Annotated in this window: 7 protein-coding genes; 1 reads left to right on the top strand and 6 read right to left on the bottom strand. The window is 68.5% G+C overall.

Annotation, left to right across the window (positions count from 1 at the left end; translation table 11 throughout):
- The first annotated feature begins 265 nt into the window (after positions 1 to 265).
- Complete coding sequence (locus AC068A_RS14790) at positions 266 to 2,779, top strand: YfhO family protein (RefSeq protein ID WP_478584868.1); 2,514 nt, start codon at positions 266 to 268, stop codon at positions 2,777 to 2,779.
- A 142-nt stretch (positions 2,780 to 2,921) separates the two neighbouring features.
- Here the strand turns inward: AC068A_RS14790 and AC068A_RS14785 are convergent, their stop codons facing one another.
- The 6 genes from AC068A_RS14785 to rplK form a co-directional block, all read right to left on the bottom strand.
- Entirely contained in the window at positions 2,922 to 6,821 is a 3,900-nt protein-coding gene (locus tag AC068A_RS14785) for a DNA-directed RNA polymerase subunit beta' (protein WP_478584866.1), read from the bottom strand.
- 98 nt (positions 6,822 to 6,919) lie between these two features.
- Positions 6,920 to 10,402 (bottom strand): DNA-directed RNA polymerase subunit beta, encoded by a 3,483-nt coding sequence (gene rpoB / locus AC068A_RS14780; protein ID WP_478584865.1) that lies wholly within the window; start codon positions 10,400 to 10,402, stop codon positions 6,920 to 6,922.
- A 594-nt stretch (positions 10,403 to 10,996) separates the two neighbouring features.
- Positions 10,997 to 11,380, bottom strand: coding sequence for a 50S ribosomal protein L7/L12 (gene rplL / locus AC068A_RS14775; protein ID WP_478584863.1), 384 nt, complete (start codon positions 11,378 to 11,380; stop codon positions 10,997 to 10,999).
- A gap of 111 nt (positions 11,381 to 11,491) precedes the next feature.
- Positions 11,492 to 12,022, bottom strand: coding sequence for a 50S ribosomal protein L10 (gene rplJ, locus AC068A_RS14770; protein ID WP_478584861.1), 531 nt, complete (start codon positions 12,020 to 12,022; stop codon positions 11,492 to 11,494).
- Positions 12,023 to 12,576: 554 nt separating this feature from the next.
- Positions 12,577 to 13,305 carry a 50S ribosomal protein L1 gene (gene rplA / locus AC068A_RS14765; RefSeq protein WP_478584859.1) on the bottom strand — a complete coding sequence of 243 codons (729 nt, stop codon included), beginning with the start codon at positions 13,303 to 13,305 and terminating at the stop codon, positions 12,577 to 12,579.
- Positions 13,306 to 13,393: 88 nt separating this feature from the next.
- Positions 13,394 to 13,828, bottom strand: coding sequence for a 50S ribosomal protein L11 (rplK, locus tag AC068A_RS14760; protein ID WP_478584857.1), 435 nt, complete (start codon positions 13,826 to 13,828; stop codon positions 13,394 to 13,396).
- Positions 13,829 to 13,837 lie beyond the last annotated feature (9 nt).

The raw sequence follows: 13,837 nt of genomic DNA, 5'->3' as shown, positions 1-13,837 counted from the left end.
CGGGAGCCCAGGCACACCCCAGGCACAAGGTCTGAGCGTACCCACCGCATCCACTCCGGTCAAAACAAAGGCCCCGCCGCGACCCCCGCGACATCCCCGCCGGTCATGTGGCACTTGGGTACCGGCCGCCTCGGATGCCCCCGCTCCCCGGATGTGGTATGGGCCGTCGACGGCCGCCGCTCGCAGCGGCCGGGCCGGCCCCTCCCGGCAACTAGGATGCGTCAGCGATTCAGCCCAAACGGCACCACCATCAGGGAGCGGGACATTGCGGACGGTCACCCCCGAGTCGACGGCCGCGGACAGCCCGGTCCACTCCGATCCCGATCCCCGCCTCCGCCGCCGGACGCCACGGCTCGGACACCTGTACGGGCCGCTGCTCGCCTTCCTGCTCACCGCCGGCGCGTTCTGCGCGTCCTGGGCGGTCCGCGGCACCCACCCCTTCGGCACCACCGGCCGGGCCATCAACGACCAGGCCAACCAGTACGTGCCCTTCCACCGGGGGCTGTGGGACCTGGTCCACGGGCAGGCCGCGGGCGACGTCCTGTTCAGCTGGCGCGGCGGCTTCGGACAGCAGTTCCTGTCCGACTACCACACGTACCTCGGCAATCCGTTCTCCTGGCTGGCCGTCCTCGTCCCGCGGGCCCACGTCGACCTCGCCGTCTTCCTGGTCACCCCGGTCACCATGGGCACCGCCGCCGCCGTGATGGCCGTCTACCTCGGCCGGCTCCACCCCGGGCCGTGGTGGCAGCGCGGGGTCCTCGGCGCCTGCTACGGGCTGTGCGGCTGGGCGCTGAGCGACGCCTCGTACATCCCCATGTGGCTGTGGGGCCTGGTGGCGTTCCCGCTGCTCGGCATCGCCGTGGAGTGGTGCCTGCAGGAGCGCCGCTGGACCGGCACCGCGCTGTTCGTCGCGCTCGCCTGGTTCGGCAACTTCTACACGGCGATGATGGCCACGATGGCCGCCTGCGTGCTGCTCGCGGTCCGCATGGCCACCCTGGACCTGACCGGCCGGCAGCGGCTGCGCGCCCTGTGGCGGGCCTCGACCGCCGCCGGGACCGGCATCCTGCTCACCCTGCCGCTGCTCCTGCCGTCCTTCCTGTCCAGCGGCGCCGCGCAGCCGACGCAGGCCGCGTCCTTCGACCCGGTGCGGATCGAGGTCTTCCTGTCCGGGATGCTGCCGGCCACCCACCTGTGGGGCGGCCGGCCCCGGCTGTACGTGGCCTCGCTGGGCCTGATCCTGGCCGGGTCCTTCCTGTTCAACGCGGCCATCGCCCGCAAGACGCGCCTGGTGTGGGCGGCGGCGACGCTGCTGGTCCTCGCCTCCTTCCAGTTCCCGCCCACCCAGTACCTGTGGCACGGGCTCGCGGTGCCGAACGGCAACCCGTACCGCGAGGCGTTCGTCTTCAGCGGCATGGTCGTGGTCCTGGCCTGGCTGTCCCTGGCCCACCGGCCGCGGCCGCTCCACCTGGCCTCGGCGGCGGGCCTGCTGGTCGCCGCGGCCTTCCTGCTCCGGCACACCGACGACTTCGGCGGCTGGACCTGGCGGGCGGTCATCGGCGGCGGCGCGGTCTCGCTCCTGGCCCTGGCCCTGGTTCTGCTGGTGCAGGGCGACCGGGTGCAGGGCGGCCGGCGCCGCTTCCTGGTCCCCGCGGCCGCCCTGCTCATGGCCGGCGTGGTCTTCGCCGAGTCCACCGCGGCCGCGGCCAGTGCCGACACCCGCCGCTCCCGCGAGCGCTGGGCCAAGCCGATCGCCACCTCGAACCGCTCGATCGGCGCGCACCACGACGCCGTCCGCGAGGTGGACGGCTGGCCCCGGTACCGGACCGACTCGGGCGCGCCGCAGACCTCGTACAACGACGCCCTGGCGCTGGGCGCGGAGGGCCCGCAGTACTACAGCAGCTACCTGCCGGAGGTCACGTACCAGGCGCTGGAGCCCCTCGGCTACGGCTTCAAGAACGACGGCCGGACCTTCTTCGGCGCCGACAACCCGGTCCTCGACGCGATCTTCGCGATCGGCGCCCGCGTCAGCCCCGGCCCGGCGAAGGACACCTGGGCCACGACCCGCTTCCCGGCTCCCCCGCTCGTCACGGTCCGCAGCGGCCCCTTCACCTCCCCGAACCCGGCGGAGAGCGTGTACGCCCGCCAGGAGAACGTCCTCGGCGCGGCCGTGTACCAGGTCCCGCGGACGGTCCGGGGCGGCACGGCCACGGAGCAGACGTACACGGCGCAGTGCAGCCCCGGCTCGGAGGCCTACTGGTTCTCCCCCGACCTGTACGGCACCCTCCGGTTCAACCACGGGCAGCGGCCCCTGGAGGACCAGATGACGGGTGTCGTGAAGCTGGGCCCGGTTCCGGCGGACGGCACGGTGGCGGTGACGGTGCAGACCAGGACCAGGGACGCCACTGCCGGGAACCACCCGATCGGCTGCCTGGACCGCGCCAAGCTGGACGACACCGTCCGCAGCCTCACCCGGACGGGTGCCGCCGACGTCGCCACGGGCGGGCACAGCATCCGGGCCGTCCTCCCCGTGGGCTCCACCGGCACCGCCGTCTTCGCCATGACCGCCGTCCCCGGCTGGCAGTGCACGGCGGACGCGAAGCCGGTGACCCCGGGCTCCTTCCACGGCCTGCTCGCCCTGCCCCTCTCCCCCGGCACGACGAAGCTCGCCTGCACCTTCACCCCGAAGGGGCTCACCCCGGGCCTGGCCGGCGCCGCCCTGTCCCTGCTGACCCTGGCCGTGGTCACCCTCACCGGCCTCCACCGCCGGCGCCGCGCCTGAGGCCCGGGCCGAACCCGAGGGCCCTGCCCGGGCCGGCCCGGGCCCGCGCCCTCGGGTTCTGCCGCTGCCCGTACGTGCATGCATACGAGGAAGCCCCCCGCCGCTCCTTCCGGAGCAGCGGGGGGCTTCCTCTTGGCGACTCTTAGCCGTTGTACGGGCCGTAGTCGTAGTCCTCCAGCGGGACAGCCTGGCCGGAGCCGGTGCCGAAGGGCGAGTAGTCGATGTCGTCGTAGCCGACGGCCGAGTACATCGCGGCCTTCGCCTCCTCGGTGGGCTCCACCCGGATGTTGCGGTAGCGGGCGAGGCCCGTACCGGCCGGGATGAGCTTACCGATGATGACGTTCTCCTTGAGGCCGATCAGGGAGTCCGACTTGGCGTTGATCGCCGCGTCGGTCAGAACCCGGGTCGTCTCCTGGAAGGACGCCGCCGACAGCCAGGACTCGGTGGCGAGCGAGGCCTTGGTGATACCCATCAGCTGCGGACGGCCGGAGGCGGGGTGACCGCCCTCGGTGACCACACGACGGTTCTCGACCTCGAACTTCGACCGCTCGACGAGCTCGCCCGGAAGCAGCTCGGCGTCGCCCGACTCGATGATCGTCACGCGGCGGAGCATCTGCCGGATGATGATCTCGATGTGCTTGTCGTGGATCGACACGCCCTGCGAGTTGTAGACCTTCTGGACCTCGCCGACCAGGTGGACCTGGACGGCACGCTGGCCGAGGATGCGCAGCACGTCGTGCGGGTTGGTGGCACCCGCGGTGAGCTTCTGGCCCACCTCGACGTGGTCGCCCTCGTGGACGATGACCTTGGCGCGCTTGGAGATCGGGTAGGCCGTCTCGTCGCTGCCGTCGTCCGGCGTGATGACGATCTTCTTGGTCTTCTCGGTCTCCTCGATCCGCACGCGGCCGGCGGCCTCGGAGATCGGGGCGACACCCTTCGGGGTACGGGCCTCGAAGAGCTCGACGACACGCGGCAGACCCTGCGTGATGTCGTCACCGGCCACACCACCGGTGTGGAAGGTACGCATCGTCAGCTGGGTACCGGGCTCACCGATGGACTGGGCGGCGATGATGCCGACCGCCTCACCGATGTCGACCAGCTTGCCGGTGGCCAGGGAGCGGCCGTAGCAGAAGGCGCAGGTACCGACGGCGGACTCACAGGTCAGGACCGAGCGGGTCTTGACCTCCTCCACGCCGGCCGCGACGAGCTGGTCGATGAGGACATCGCCCAGGTCGACGTTGGCCGGGGCCAGGACCTTGCCGTCCACGACGACGTCCTCGGCGAGCATGCGCGCGTACACCGACGTCTCGACGTCGTCGGCCTTGCGCAGGACACCGGTCTCGTCCCGGATGGCGATCTTCAGCTTCAGGCCGCGCTCGGTGCCGCAGTCCTCCTCGCGGATGATCACGTCCTGCGAGACGTCCACCAGACGACGGGTGAGGTAACCCGAGTCGGCGGTACGCAGGGCGGTGTCGGCCAGACCCTTACGGGCACCGTGGGTGGAGATGAAGTACTCCAGCACGGACAGGCCCTCACGGAACGAGGCCTTGATCGGACGCGGGATGGTCTCGTTCTTCGCGTTCGACACCAGACCACGCATACCGGCGATCTGCCTCATCTGCATCATGTTTCCTCGGGCACCCGAGTCAACCATCATGAAGATGGGGTTGGTCTTGGGGAAGTTCGCGTTCATCGCCTCGGCGACCTCGTTGGTCGCCTTGGTCCAGATCGCGATGAGCTCCTGCGTGCGCTCGTCCTTGGTGATCAGACCGCGCTCGTACTGCTTCTGGACCTTCTCGTCCTGCGCCTCGTAGCCCGCGACGATCTCCTTCTTGGCCTCGGGGACCACGACGTCGGAGATGGCCACGGTGACGCCGGAACGGGTCGCCCAGTGGAAGCCGGCCGCCTTCAGGTTGTCGAGCGTCGCCGCCACGATGACCTTGGGGTAGCGCTCGGCCAGGTCGTTGACGATCTCGGAGAGCTGCTTCTTGCCCACCGAGTAGTCGACGAACGGGTAGTCCTCCGGCAGCAGCTCGTTGAAGAGCGCACGGCCCAGCGTGGTCTTCAGACGGAAGCTGTCGCCCGGCTGGAACTCCGGCTCACCCTCCTCGGCGACCGGGGGGACCCAGCCGCGCGGCGGGATGGTGCCCACCGGGAAGCGGATGTCGACCTGCGACTGCAGCGAGAGCTCGCCGGCGTCGAAGGCCATGATCGCCTCGGCGGTGGAGCCGAAGGCACGGCCCTCGCCCTTGACGTCGCGCAGCTCGCCGTCCGTGGTGAGGAAGAACAGACCGAGGACCATGTCCTGGGTCGGCATCGTCACCGGGCGGCCGTCGGCCGGCTTGAGGATGTTGTTCGAGGACAGCATCAGGATGCGGGCCTCGGCCTGCGCCTCCGCGGAGAGCGGCAGGTGGACGGCCATCTGGTCACCGTCGAAGTCCGCGTTGAACGCGGTGCAGACGAGCGGGTGGATCTGGATGGCCTTGCCCTCGACCAGCTGCGGCTCGAAGGCCTGGATGCCGAGGCGGTGCAGCGTGGGCGCACGGTTCAGCAGCACCGGGTGCTCGGCGATGACCTCTTCGAGGACGTCGTACACGACGGTGCGGCCGCGCTCGACCATGCGCTTGGCCGACTTGATGTTCTGCGCGTGGTTCAGGTCGACCAGGCGCTTCATCACGAACGGCTTGAAGAGCTCCAGCGCCATGGCCTTGGGCAGACCGCACTGGTGCAGCTTCAGCTGCGGGCCGACGACGATGACGGAACGCGCCGAGTAGTCGACTCGCTTGCCGAGCAGGTTCTGGCGGAAGCGGCCCTGCTTGCCCTTCAGCATGTCGCTGAGGGACTTCAGGGGGCGGTTGCCGGGACCGGTCACCGGACGACCACGACGACCGTTGTCGAAGAGGGCGTCCACGGCCTCCTGGAGCATGCGCTTCTCGTTGTTCACGATGATCTCGGGGGCACCGAGGTCGAGGAGGCGCTTCAGGCGGTTGTTGCGGTTGATGACGCGGCGGTACAGGTCGTTCAGGTCGGAGGTCGCGAAGCGGCCACCGTCCAGCTGCACCATCGGACGCAGGTCCGGCGGGATGACCGGGACGCAGTCCAGGACCATGCCCTTGGGGCTGTTGCTGGTCTGGAGGAACGCGGAGACGACCTTCAGACGCTTCAGGGCACGGGTCTTCTTCTGGCCCTTGCCGGTGCGGATGATCTCGCGGAGGCGCTCGGCCTCCTCCTCCAGGTCGAAGGACTCCAGGCGCTTCTGCAGCGCCGCGGCACCCATCGAGCCGTCGAAGTACGTGCCGAAGCGGTCACGCAGCTCGCGGTAGAGGAGCTCGTCGCCCTCGAGGTCCTGGACCTTGAGGTTCTTGAAGCGGTTCCAGACCTCGTCCAGGCGGTCGATCTCGCGCTGGGAGCGGTCGCGGAGCTGCTTCATCTCGCGCTCGGCGCCCTCGCGCACCTTGCGGCGCACGTCGGCCTTGGCGCCCTCGGCCTCGAGCTCGGCCAGGTCGGCCTCGAGCTTCTTGGCGCGGGCCTCGAGGTCGGCGTCGCGGCGGTTCTCGATCTGCTGGCGCTCGACGGAGACGTGGGCCTCCAGCGACGGCAGGTCGCGCTGGCGGCGCTCGTCGTCGACGAACGTGATCATGTACGCGGCGAAGTAGATGACCTTCTCGAGGTCCTTCGGCGCGAGGTCCAGCAGGTAGCCCAGGCGCGACGGGACGCCCTTGAAGTACCAGATGTGGGTGACGGGGGCGGCAAGCTCGATGTGGCCCATCCGCTCACGGCGCACCTTGGCGCGCGTGACCTCGACGCCACAGCGCTCACAGATGATGCCCTTGAAGCGGACACGCTTGTACTTGCCGCAGTAGCACTCCCAGTCCCGGGTGGGGCCGAAGATCTTCTCGCAGAAGAGTCCGTCCTTCTCGGGCTTCAGGGTGCGGTAGTTGATGGTCTCCGGCTTCTTGACCTCGCCGTGCGACCAGGTACGGATGTCGTCCGCGGTGGCAAGGCCGATCCGCAGCTCGTCGAAGAAGTTGACGTCGAGCACTGTGCGTCAATCCCTCTTTCGGGGTCGTGTCTCAATCATGGTCTGAACGGTCCCGGGGATGGCCGGGGGCTGCGGTTGCGAGCCCCCGGCCAGGCCCGTCAGACCTCTTCGACGCTGCTCGGCTCGCGCCGGGACAGGTCGATACCCAGCTCCTCCGCAGCGCGGAAGACGTCCTCGTCGGTGTCGCGCATCTCGATGGACATGCCGTCCGAGGACAGCACCTCCACGTTGAGGCAGAGCGACTGCATTTCCTTGATGAGCACCTTGAAGGACTCGGGAATGCCCGGCTCGGGGATGTTCTCGCCCTTGACGATGGCCTCGTAGACCTTCACGCGGCCGGTCACGTCGTCGGACTTGATGGTCAGAAGCTCCTGGAGGGCGTAGGCGGCGCCGTAAGCCTCGAGCGCCCACACCTCCATCTCACCGAAGCGCTGGCCACCGAACTGCGCCTTACCACCCAGCGGCTGCTGCGTGATCATCGAGTACGGACCGGTCGAACGGGCGTGGAGTTTGTCGTCGACCAGGTGGTGGAGCTTGAGGATGTACATGTACCCGACCGAGATCGGGTCCGGGAACGGCTCGCCGGAGCGGCCGTCGAACAGGCGCGCCTTGCCGGACGGGAGCACCATGCGCTCGCCGTCGCGGTTCGGGATGGTGTGCTGCAGCAGGCCGGCCAGCTCGTCCTCGCGGGCGCCGTCGAACACCGGGGTGGCGACGTTGGTGCCGGGAGCGACCTGGTCCGCACCGATGTTCTGCAGACGCTGGGCCCACTCGTCCGCGAGGCCGGAGACGTCCCAGCCGCGGCTGGCGAGCCAGCCGAGGTGGATCTCCAGGACCTGTCCCGGGTTCATTCGGGACGGGACACCGAGCGGGTTGAGGATGATGTCGACCGGGGTGCCGTCCTCGAGGAAGGGCATGTCCTCGATCGGGAGGATCTTGGAGATGACACCCTTGTTGCCGTGGCGGCCGGCGAGCTTGTCACCGTCGGTGATCTTGCGCTTCTGGGCGACGTAGACGCGGACCAGCTGGTTCACGCCCGGGGGAAGCTCGTCCCCCTCCTCGCGGTCGAAGACGCGGACGCCGATGACCTTGCCGATCTCACCGTGCGGCACCTTCAGCGAGGTGTCGCGGACCTCGCGGGCCTTCTCGCCGAAGATCGCGCGGAGCAGGCGCTCCTCCGGGGTCAGCTCGGTCTCACCCTTCGGGGTGACCTTGCCGACCAGGATGTCGCCGGCGACGACGTCCGCACCGATGCGGATGATGCCGCGCTCGTCGAGGTCGGCGAGGACCTCCTCGGAGACGTTCGGGATGTCCCGGGTGATCTCCTCGGGGCCGAGCTTGGTGTCACGGGCGTCGACCTCGTGCTCCTCGATGTGGATCGAGGAGAGGACGTCGTCCTGGACGAGGCGCTGCGACAGGATGATCGCGTCCTCGTAGTTGTGGCCCTCCCACGGCATGAACGCCACGAGCAGGTTCTTGCCCAGCGCCATCTCGCCGTTCTCGGTCGCCGGACCGTCGGCGAGGACCTGGCCCTCGACGACCCGGTCGCCCTCGTTGACGATGACCTTCTGGTTGACCGAGGTGCCCTGGTTGGAGCGGTTGAACTTGGCGACGCGGTACGTGGTGTACGTGCCGTCGTCGTTGGTGACGGTGATGTAGTCGGCCGAGACCTCCTGGACGACACCGTCCTTCTCCGCCTTGATGGAGTCGCCGGCGTCGACGGCGCAGCGGTACTCCATGCCGGTGCCGACGAGCGGGGCCTCCGCCTTGATGAGCGGAACGGCCTGGCGCATCATGTTCGCGCCCATGAGGGCGCGGTTGGCGTCGTCGTGCTCGAGGAAGGGGATCATGGCGGTCGCGACCGACACCATCTGGCGCGGCGAGACGTCCATGTAGTCGACGTCGTCACCGGGGACGTAGTCGACCTCGCCGCCACGGCGGCGGACCAGGACGCGGCCCTCGGCGAAGCGGAGCTCCTCGTCCAGGCGCGCGTTGGCCTGGGCGATGACGAAGCGGTCTTCCTCGTCGGCGGTCAGGTAGTCGACCTCGTCGGTGACCTGGCCGTCGACGACCTTGCGGTACGGGGTCTCGACGAAGCCGAACGCGTTGACGCGGCCGTAGGACGCGAGCGAGCCGATCAGACCGATGTTCGGGCCTTCGGGGGTCTCGATCGGGCACATGCGGCCGTAGTGCGACGGGTGGACGTCACGGACCTCGAAGCCCGCCCGCTCACGGCTCAGACCACCGGGGCCGAGCGCGGAGAGACGGCGCTTGTGGGTCAGCCCGGACAGCGGGTTGTTCTGGTCCATGAACTGCGACAGCTGGCTGGTGCCGAAGAACTCCTTGATGGAGGCGACGACCGGCCGGATGTTGATCAGGGTCTGCGGCGTGATCGCCTCGACGTCCTGGGTGGTCATGCGCTCGCGGACGACGCGCTCCATACGCGCCAGACCCGTGCGGACCTGGTTCTGGATGAGCTCGCCGACGTTGCGCAGGCGGCGGTTGCCGAAGTGGTCGATGTCGTCGGTCTCGACGACGATCGAACGGCCGGACTCGCCGATGGTCTCGGTCTCGCCCGCGTGGAGCTTGACGAGGTACTTGATCGTCGCGATGACGTCGTCGACGGTCAGCACGCCGGCGTCGAGCGGCTCGTCGGCGCCGAGCTTCTTGTTGACCTTGTAGCGGCCGACCTTCGCCAGGTCGTAGCGCTTCGGGTTGAAGTACAGGTTCTCGAGCAGCGTCTGCGCGGCCTCACGGGTCGGCGGCTCGCCCGGACGCAGCTTGCGGTAGATGTCGAGCAGCGCGTCGTCCTGGCCCTGGGTGTGGTCCTTCTCCAGGGTGGCGCGCATGGACTCGTACTCGCCGAACTCCTCGAGGATCTGCTCGGTGGTCCAGCCGAGGGCCTTCAGGAGGACGGTCACGGACTGCTTGCGCTTGCGGTCGATGCGGACACCGACCATGTCGCGCTTGTCGACCTCCATCTCCAGCCAGGCACCGCGGGACGGGATGATCTTGGCGGAGAAGATGTCCTTGTCGGACGTCTTGTCGATGGAGGAGTCGAAGTAGACACCGGGGGAGCGCACCAGCTGCGACACGACGACACGCTCGGTGCCGTTGATCACGAAGGTGCCCTTGTTGGTCATGAGCGGGAAGTCGCCCATGAAGACCGTCTGAGACTTGATCTCACCGGTCTCGTTGTTCGTGAACTCGGCCGTGACGAAGAGCGGCGCCGCGTACGTGAAGTCGCGCTCCTTGCACTCGTCGACCGAGTTCTTCGCCGGCTCGAACCGGTGGTCGCGGAAGGTCAGCGACATCGACCCGGAGAAGTCCTCGATCGGCGAGATCTCCTCGAAGATCTCCTCGAGACCGGACTTCGTGGGAACGTCCAGTCCACTCTCGAGCGCCGACTCGACGCGAGACTTCCAGGCGTTGTTGCCGAGCAGCCAGTCAAAGCTCTCGGTCTGCAGCGCCAGGAGGTTCGGAACCTCGAGCGGCTCCTTGATCTTTGCAAAGGAGATGCGCAGCGGGGCGGTGCTGGCACCGTTGTTCGTATTGGTCGAGGCGTTGCGCGAGGCGGCCAAGAGGGGGTCCTTCCGAGGGCTCGGACTCACTACGCGCGTACCGGTCCCAGCCGACACAGGAGACGCACTCCCCGAACTGGTTGAAATGCCAGGTCAGGGCGTATCAATCACGTGTGCTCGAGCGTGGGCATGCCCCTGGCGACGGGCAGGGGACAGCTAACAGGCAGCGCAAAGGGTCAGTGTAGCCACTCGGCTCACTGATGTCCAGACCAGGTTTCCGGAAACCGGCAACAGGCCTTCCCCACGTCGTTAAAACCCAACCCTGCATCCAACGTCGCGGCTCTCGTACACAGAGCGCGTATCAGTACTGCCCTCTTCGTAGTCGATCCATGCCTCGGATCCCCGATCGGTGTCCCCGATCCCGGATCGAGCTGGCGACGGTCCTGAGAATTGCGCGCCGCGTGCCGTTCGTCAAGGCCCCCTGCTCCGTGCGGATCATCTCGGCCCCGCCGCGGGACCCTCGCACGGGGCAACGATGATCACCCTACTCCCCAACGGCGACAGGGCAAGTCAGGCAGTGCCGAATGCGCCGAAGGGCGACCACCCTCTCGGGTGATCGCCCTTCGCAGAGGCCGTCAGGCGGCCTCAGAGGTGTTACTTGACCTCGACGGAGGCACCGGCGCCCTTGAGGGCCTCGGCGGCCTTGTCAGCGGCCTCCTTGTTGACCTTCTCGAGGACCGGCTTCGGGGTGCCGTCGACGAGGTCCTTGGCCTCCTTCAGACCCAGGGAGGTCAGCTCACGCACGACCTTGATGACCTGGATCTTCTTGTCGCCGGCGCCGGTGAGGATGACGTCGAACTCGTCCTTCTCCTCCTCGGCCTCGGCGGCCGGGGCACCCGGGCCGGCGGCAACGGCGACGGTGGCCGCGGCGGCGGTGACGTCGAACTTCTCCTCGAAGGCCTTCACGAACTCGGCGAGCTCGATGAGGGTCATCTCCTCGAACTGAGCGAGCAGGTCGTCCTGAGACAGCTTCGCCATGATGGGCGATCCTTCCACTAATTCGGCTGGTGCCGAGATGTATCGAAAGGCGGGCGTAACGGCCCGCTACGACCCGCGCACTAGGCGGCGCGGATCAATGCGCGAGCCGAATTACTCGGCACCGCCCTGCTCGGCGAGCTTGACGCGAAGCGCTTCCGCAGTGCGGACGAACTTCGACGGCAGCGCCTGGAAGAGCGAGGCAGCCTGGGACTGCTTGCCCTTCATCGCGCCGGCCAGCTTGGCGAGCAGAACCTCGCGGGACTCGAGGTCCGCAAGCTTCTTGATCTCGTCGGCGGACAGTGCCTTGCCTTCAAGGACACCGCCCTTGATGACGAGCTTGGGGTTGTCCTTGGCGAAGTCACGCAGAGCCTTCGCCGACTCCACCGGGTCACCGGTGACGAAGGCGACCGCGGTCGAACCAGCAAGGTGCTCGTCCAGCGCGGTGATCCCGACCGAGTTGGCCGCAATCTTGGTCAGCGTGTTCTTCACCACGGCGTACTGGGCGTTCCCACCGAGCGAACGACGCAGCGTCTTGAGCTGCGCAACGGTGAGCCCCGTGTACTCGGTCAGCACAGCGGCGTTCGAGCTGCGGAACATGTCCTCCAGCTCGGCTACCGCGGCAGCCTTGTCGGGCCTTGCCATAGAGCGTCGGCCTCCTTCCGGGTGATGAGGACCGCGCAGAAGGGGCTGGACAAAACAAAGCGCCCCGGGCGCAGGCGCACGGGGCAAGGCTCGACCAGGATCGAAATCCCGGGAGCATTTCCACAGTCACCTGCGCGGGTCGCCCGCTTTCAGCGGATCCTTCGGCCGCCGCTCCCTCACGGGCGCGGCAACGACCAGCGGTCTTTGGCTTCCGTGGAAGATTAGACGACCGGGCGCCGGTCAGGCAAATCGGTCAGCGGCCGAGGCCGCCGGGCGTCTCCCGGACCTCCTCGGGCTTGCGTTCGGCCCCCTCGGCGCGCTCGGCGTCCGGCCCGAGCCGGCTGTTCCCGTCGCCCCGTCGCCGGCCATCAGCCGGTCGAGGGGCGAGGGGCGCCGCGGTAGCGCTCCCCAGGCGGCCTTGACGGCCTCCTGGGACGGCTTTCAGGCCCTTCGGGGCCGCTCCCCGAACGCGAACGGGCCCCCGCCCTCCCGAGGGAGTGCGGGGGCCCGTTCAGGCGTTCAGCCGGTCAGGTGAGCCGGGTGGCTCCGCCCGATCAGACAGCAGCCGGGTCTTCCTCGACGAGGAGGTTCCGGGTGCGGTTCGGGTCGACCTGGATGCCGGGGCCCATGGTGGTGCTCACGGCGGCCTTCTTCAGGTAGCGGCCCTTGGCGGCGGACGGCTTCAGACGGAGGATCTCCTCCAGGGCCGCGCCGTAGTTCTCGACCAGCTGCTCATCGGAGAAGGAGACCTTGCCGATGATGAAGTGCAGGTTCGAGTGCTTGTCGACGCGGAACTCGATCTTGCCGCCCTTGATGTCGGTGACGGCCTTGGCCACATCCATCGTCACGGTGCCGGTCTTCGGGTTCGGCATCAGACCACGCGGACCGAGCACGCGGCCGAGGCGGCCGACCTTGCCCATGAGGTCCGGGGTGGCGACAACCGCGTCGAACTCGTTCAGGCGGTTGCCCTTGGCGATCTCGTCGATCAGCTCGTCGTTGCCGACGATGTCGGCGCCGGCGGCCTCCGCGGCCGCAGCACGGTCACCGGTCGCGAAGACCAGGACCCGGGCGGTCTTACCGGTGCCGTGCGGGAGGTTCACGGTGCCACGGACCATCTGGTCGGCCTTGCGCGGGTCAACACCCAGGCGGAAGGCGACCTCGACGGTGGCGTCGAACTTGACCGAGGAGGTCTCCTTGGCGAGACGGACGGCCTCGAGCGGGGCGTACAGCTTCTCCCGGTCGACCTTGGCGTCCGCAGCGCGGAGAGTCTTGCTGCGCTTCACTTCTGCTCCTGTTTTTTCGCTTCAGGCATGGAGTTGTGGTGCGGGCCAGCGCTTGGCCCTACCACGGGTGGTGCTGGGGTGGCTGAAATCAGCCCTCGACGGTGACGCCCATCGAACGCGCGGTGCCAGAGATGATCTTCATGGCGGCGTCGACGTCGTTGGCGTTCAGGTCGGGCATCTTCAGCTCGGCGATCTCGCGGACCTGGGCGGCCGTCAGCTTGGCGACCTTGTCCTTGTGCGGGGTGCCGGAGCCCTTCTCCACGCCCGCAGCCTTGAGGATCAGCTTGGCGGCCGGCGGGGTCTTGGTGACGAAGGTGAAGGAACGGTCCTCGTAGACCGTGATCTCCACCGGCACGACCATGCCGCGCTGCGACTCGGTCGCGGCGTTGTAGGCCTTGCAGAACTCCATGATGTTGACGCCGTGCTGACCCAGCGCGGGGCCGACCGGCGGGGCCGGGTTGGCCGCACCGGCGTTGATCTGGAGCTTGATAAGCCCCGTGACCTTCTTCTTCTTGGGAGGCATTGCTCTCTC

The sequence above is a fragment of the Streptomyces sp. NPDC043854 genome (genome assembly GCF_056436005.1).
This window is presented reverse-complemented; position numbering and strand designations above follow the sequence as displayed.